3 protein-coding genes are annotated in these 5,580 nt (G+C 58.0%); 1 reads left to right on the forward strand and 2 read right to left on the reverse strand.

The annotated features are described in order from the left end of the window. The coding region (locus tag BA066_06390; protein ID RDD53062.1) for a DNA topoisomerase I at positions 1 to 335 on the reverse strand (335 nt) is incomplete at its 3' end. A gap of 98 nt (positions 336 to 433) precedes the next feature. Here BA066_06390 and BA066_06395 point away from each other — a divergent pair. Then, a complete protein-coding gene (locus BA066_06395) occupies positions 434 to 4,237 on the forward strand; it encodes a DUF11 domain-containing protein (GenBank protein RDD53063.1) in 3,804 nt (1,267 codons plus the stop codon). A 1-nt stretch (position 4,238) separates the two neighbouring features. Here BA066_06395 and BA066_06400 read toward each other — a convergent pair. Beyond that, positions 4,239 to 5,580: acyl CoA:acetate/3-ketoacid CoA transferase (locus tag BA066_06400; GenBank protein ID RDD53064.1), on the reverse strand; the 1,342-nt coding region annotated here is incomplete at its 5' end.

A 5,580-nucleotide genomic window follows, 5' to 3' on the forward strand; every position in this document is an offset into this window, starting at 1 on the left:
ATGGAGCTTCCCTCAGCATCGAGATCCGTGGCCACTATCACCCTCCCGCAATCCCTTCCCAGCCTCCTCAGGAGCTTGAGGTAGCCCTCCTTTCCCCTGATCTCCTTGAGAATGAGACCCTCCGGTGGGACTACTGAGGGATAGTCCCACCTCCCCGGGGGATAATCGAGCTCGAACAGGTGACCGGCCGCGGGGGCCACGTAATATATCTCACCATCAAGCTGGAACCTGTAGTAAGCTACCTTTCCATCATTGAGCCTCTCGAAGCCACTCGATAGTATTGAGGCGATCCTCCTGGCCACGTTGGGTTTCTCGGTGAGTATGAGAGTGGTCATGCGGGCATCCTAAGCTCCTCACTCCCGGGGAATATAAGCGCATTACATCTCACCTCACTAGGATTTATCAGGCGGTCTCCTCAAACCCCAGGTGAAGCATGAGAAGGGCTTACCTGCTCCTCCTGATCGTCTTGCTGGCCATTCAGCCTGGCGAGGTGCTTTCAGCATCACCCCGCACCCTGGTAGTCTCCAACGGATCCCCCTGCGCCTCGGGTGACGCGACCTTCACCAGCCTGAGCTCGGCCCTGACCTCGGCCAACCCGGGCGATAGGATATTGGTATGCCCCGGCACGTACAGGGAGAACGTCAGGGTTACCAAGAGCAGCATAGTGATCTCTGGAGTCGGGGATCCATCCTCCGTGATCTTGGAGGCGCTCAACACGACTAAGCACGTGGTCGAGGTGGTGAACGTGAGGAACGTGACTCTGAGCAACTTATCGATGAGGGGAGCGATAGGATCCCAACAGAGCGGTCTCTACGTTTATCTCTCGAGCGAGAGCGTTTTCAGGAACATCATGGTCACCGGCAACTACTTCGGCTTGAACTTGGTGTCCAGCTCCGGGATAAGAGTGGAGAGCCTGATCTCCGAGAACAACACCAACGCCGGGGTGAACCTCGAGGGAAGCATAGCGTGCAACCTCTCCAGCCTCAGGGTGAGGGGGAACAGGATAGGGCTTATCTCCCTGCTGAGCTCTGACATCAGGGTGAGCGGGGCTTCTTTCACTGGAAACTCGGAGGGTGGTCTGCTGCTCAAGTACTCCGATAACAACACCATAAGCGATGTGGAGGCCAGGGAGAACGGATGGTACGGGATATACCTCCAGAAGTCAAGGGGTAACGTGATAGAGAATTCCAGGTCGCTTAACAATACCGCGCTGGGTGCGGACGGCTACGGCATCTACCTGCATCAGGGGTCGAGCGGGAACTTGATCAGGAACACCAGCGCGATGGACAACGTCTACGGGATAAAGGTTTACAGCAGCGACGGGAACTTGATAAACGCTTCCGTCATCAACAACACGATGGCAGGCATCTTGGTCGAGAGCAGCAGGGGCAACAGGATTGGAGGTTCGGTGAGGGGGAGCATATACGGGGTCTGGATCGTCAACGGGGGTGAGAACGAGTTCTCAGGCGAGTCCGGATACAACAGGTACGGGGTGCTGATCTTCGAGTCAGCTAACAACAGCGTGCGTGGGGCAACCGTTCACGATAATCTCTACACTGGGATAGTGGTTGAGGGGAACTCATCGATCGGCAACGTGTTCACCATGCTATCCTCTTACAACAACACTATCCTGGGGATAGATCTGGGAGGTGATTACGTCACCAGGAACGATGGCAGGATCACGGAGGGACCGAATCACCTGATGGACTACCCGGTCCTGCTTTGGGCCGGAGTTTACGGTAGCAGGATGATAGTGAGGGGCTACATAAACGCTGAGGGTAACTCCTCGGGGAATCCGGCATTCGACGACGCGGAGGTGGAGATATACCAGTCCACGGGGCACCCGAGCGGTTACGGGGAGGGGCTCAGATACCTAGGCAGCCTCAGAGCAACAAACGGTCTCTTCATGGGATGGATAGACTTGCCAGATGATCTTCATGGCAAGGGAATGAGAATAACCTCACTGGCGACCCTGATGCCCCATGGCACCTCGGAGTTCGGCCCTTCAATATTCGCCCCGGCCCTTGAGACGAACCTGACCCTGGTGAAGGCTGTAGAGCCTTCAGTGGTCACCCCTGGCTCGGAGGTCAGGGTGAGCCTGCTCATAACCAACTACGGGAACGGCACGGCCTATAACGTGACGCTAACTGACTCCCTGCCAGATGGTATGTCTTACGTCGCGGGAACGGCGAAGCTCAACGGGAGCTCGGAGGAACCGAAGATCAGCGGGAACAACCTCAGCTGGATCCTAAACGTCCCCTCCGGGAGCAGCCTGCTCTTGGAATTCAACGCGACTGTGAGCGCTCCCCCCGGCACCACCCTGAAGAATGTGGCCACCTTCAGCTCGCAGGAGGGATCTGGGAGCGACTCCAGCGAGATCAGCGTTATATCCCCGCCGGTCATAAGGGTGAGGAAGCTGGCCTCCCCCACGAACGTCAAGGTGGGGAATAAGGTAGACTACACCGTGGTGATAAGCAACTCAGGCGATTTACCTGCCTTCCTCATGATCTCGGATAGGATACCATCCGGGATGAGCTACGTTGATGGGAGCTTCTCATCCAACATCACCGTGGAAGGTCCTCTCCTGGTGGGAAGCGAGATGAGGTACAACGTCACCCTGGGGCCGAGGAGCTTGGTTTCGGTGAGCTACAAGCTGAAGGCTGAGACGGAGGGGAGGAAGGACAACAAGGTTTACGTGAACGGAACGATAGGGGCTTCCGCATCGATAGTCGTGATGGATCCCCCGAGCCCACCTCCGGGCGGAGGATCGGGATCCAGGCCGAGGGATGACTCCGGAACGCCCTCATGCGGCTATTTACCGCCCCCCAACCCCAGCTCCAGCTCCGGGAATCCGGTGAGCGAGAAGAAGGAGGAGTACGTGCTGACCGGAATACCGATAGTCCTAGTCTCGCTCGGGTCACAGGGTATAAGGATAGAGTCCTACGGGACGACGGGATCCTCGGGCTCAATGACTAGTTCTGGTGGCTCTGCGGCCTCCGGAGGGACCAGTGGGACGGCCCTGATAACAGTGGACATATCGGCCACGCCCACTTCCGTTGAGACCGGAGGAAACGTGGCATTCCTGGTAAAGGTGAGCAACATAGGAGACGGCGCCTACGAGAACCTCGAGGTTCTGGTCGATCTGAGCGCGGGACTGGATTACGTGGCTGGTTCGTCCAAGCTCGGGGGGGTCAGGGTGAAGCCTAGAAACGAGAGGAACGTGCTGAAGTGGACGATCGGAAAGCTGGACGCAAAGAGCAGCTTGGAGATAAACTTCCTGGCCAAGCTCGTGGCCGTGGCTGGCAGCTACAATGTCGTGGCCACCGCCGCCGGGGCTAAGGACAGCGTCATCATATCGGTCAAGCCGAAGGAGGTCATCTCGCAGCCCGCCCCCGTGCAGCAGGCCCCGGAGCTCGTTGACTTGGATGTTTCGAGCTCCTCCTCCGGGAGGAAGGGGACCGTGAGGATAATCCTGACCAGCCCCACTGGGGCGCAAGAGGTCAAGGTCGTGGCGAACCTCAACGCATCGATAAAATACGTTCCTGGGAGCGTCAGATCCAGCAGCACTCAGGCTAGGGTGGAGGTCAATGAGAACGTCCTCAGCTGGACTCTCAGCATATCTAAGGGCAGGAGCGTCGAGATAACCTTCGATGTGGAGCCTGCCGCTGACACGGTCACCTCCGGAAGGGTTGACGTCTTCCTAACAGGATTCGGGAAGCAGAAGAGCACGATTGTTAGGTTCGAAGCGAAGCAGAAATCCATATTCCCGGCCCTGGAGCTGAAATTACCGGAGATTCCCATGTGGATCTTCCTACTCCCCCTGCTCATTATACCGGTCCTGCTGGCTTACAGGAGGAGGGGGAGGGAGGCGATAGTCATGGATTACGCTGCCCTCAGGATAGCGGCGGGGAGGGGCAAGCTGGATGACCTTGCGAGGAGGTACGAGATATACATACCGAACGAGACCTTCAACAAGGTCGCCAGGGATCAAAGCCTGATGAGGATGCTGGAGAGCTACTTCATCGGTAGGAGCATAATTGTGGAGAGGGCTCCCAAGGAGCTGACGGTCGAGGGTTATGATGAGGAGATCTCCGCGGTGCTGAGCCTGGCTGAGAGGAAGGGGGCCTTCGCCTACCTAGGCGATGAGGATGCCTTCAGGAGGCTAAGGGAGAGGGGACTGAGGGTCAAGCTGATGAGGGAGGGCAAGCCCCCGGCCCTGGAGGCCAGCTTACCATAGGTCAAACGATCCTTATCTCCTCCCTCAGGTTCATTTTTTCCTCCCTGAATATCCTCGCATCCATCTCCTCCAGCTTGCTGGACACCTTGGGCTCGAAATCCATCCTTCCCAGCACTTCCCTCTCCAGATCAACTCCCGGGGCCACCTCCTCAAGTACGATACCATCTGAGAGCCTGAAAACAGCCCTCTCAGTTATGTAGATCACCTCCTTACCTTCCTCACGAGCCATCCTTCCGTTGAACGCGATCTTATGAACCCTCCTGACGAACTTTATGATATCTCCGTCCTGCTCTATCCTAATGACGCCTCCTCCTACCCTGATCCTCCTCTTACCCGCCGTGAACCCCCCAGCGAAGTAGAGCCTGGGGGAGCCCGAGGCTATGACCGGAAACCCACCGGGCCCCGTGATCCTCCCGGGGATGAAGGAAGGGTTAACGTTCCCCTCGGAGTCCACCTGCATGAACCCCAGGGAGGAGGCATCTATCACTCCGCCCTCGTAGTTGGTGAACATGTCCGGCATCGGCATTATGGCGAAGGGGCCCATGGCCACGCCGAAATCGGCCTCGGTGAGGGCTATCCCTCCGATAGGTCCGGCTTCTATGCTTGTCAGGAGGATATCAGAGAGGCCCTCCTCCTCTATGACCGCCGGAACGAGCGCCGGTATCCCTATGCCGAAGTTCACGAATAGGGGTCTGCCCTTCTCCTCGGCCAGCCTCACAAGCTCTAAAGCGACCCTCCTGGCTATAACCTTCCTGTCGCTGAGCTCCAGGGAGGGGAGCGATCCCCTCGGGGGTATGACCTCACCGCTTATCCTGGGGTCGTAGTGGATGGAGTATGTCTGCCAGTGGTACTCAGGGGGAGAGATGACCACTCGATCAACCAGGGGAGCTGGTACCTGAACCTCCTTGGGTCTGATCGATCCGAATCTCGCCATCCTTTCGACCTGAGCTATCACAATTCCCCCGTTCGACTTGGCCGCCTGAGCTATCCCCAGAACGGTGCCCAGGATGCCCTCCCTCTCCATGGAGAGGTTCCCCAGCTCGTCCGATGTTGTCGCTCTAATCAGGGCGGCATCGGGCTTCGGCGCGGAGTAGAGGAGGTACTCCCTTCCCCCTATCTCAATAACCTCACTGCGGCATGTTCTCCTCTCCCTCGCCAGCTCATTCAGATAGCAGCCGTCCTGCCTGGGATCCAGGAAAGTTCCCAGACCCACCCTGGTGATGAGCCCCGGCCTCCCAGAGGCCACCTCCCTGAACCACCAGCTCGCGGTTCCTATGGACCATGTGTACACCTCCACCAGGTTCTCGGCCGCGAGCCTCTGGAGCCAGGGAGCCCATCCGAGG

It is taken from the genome of Candidatus Korarchaeota archaeon NZ13-K, assembly GCA_003344655.1.
Classification (GTDB): Archaea; Korarchaeota; Korarchaeia; order Korarchaeales; family Korarchaeaceae; genus Korarchaeum.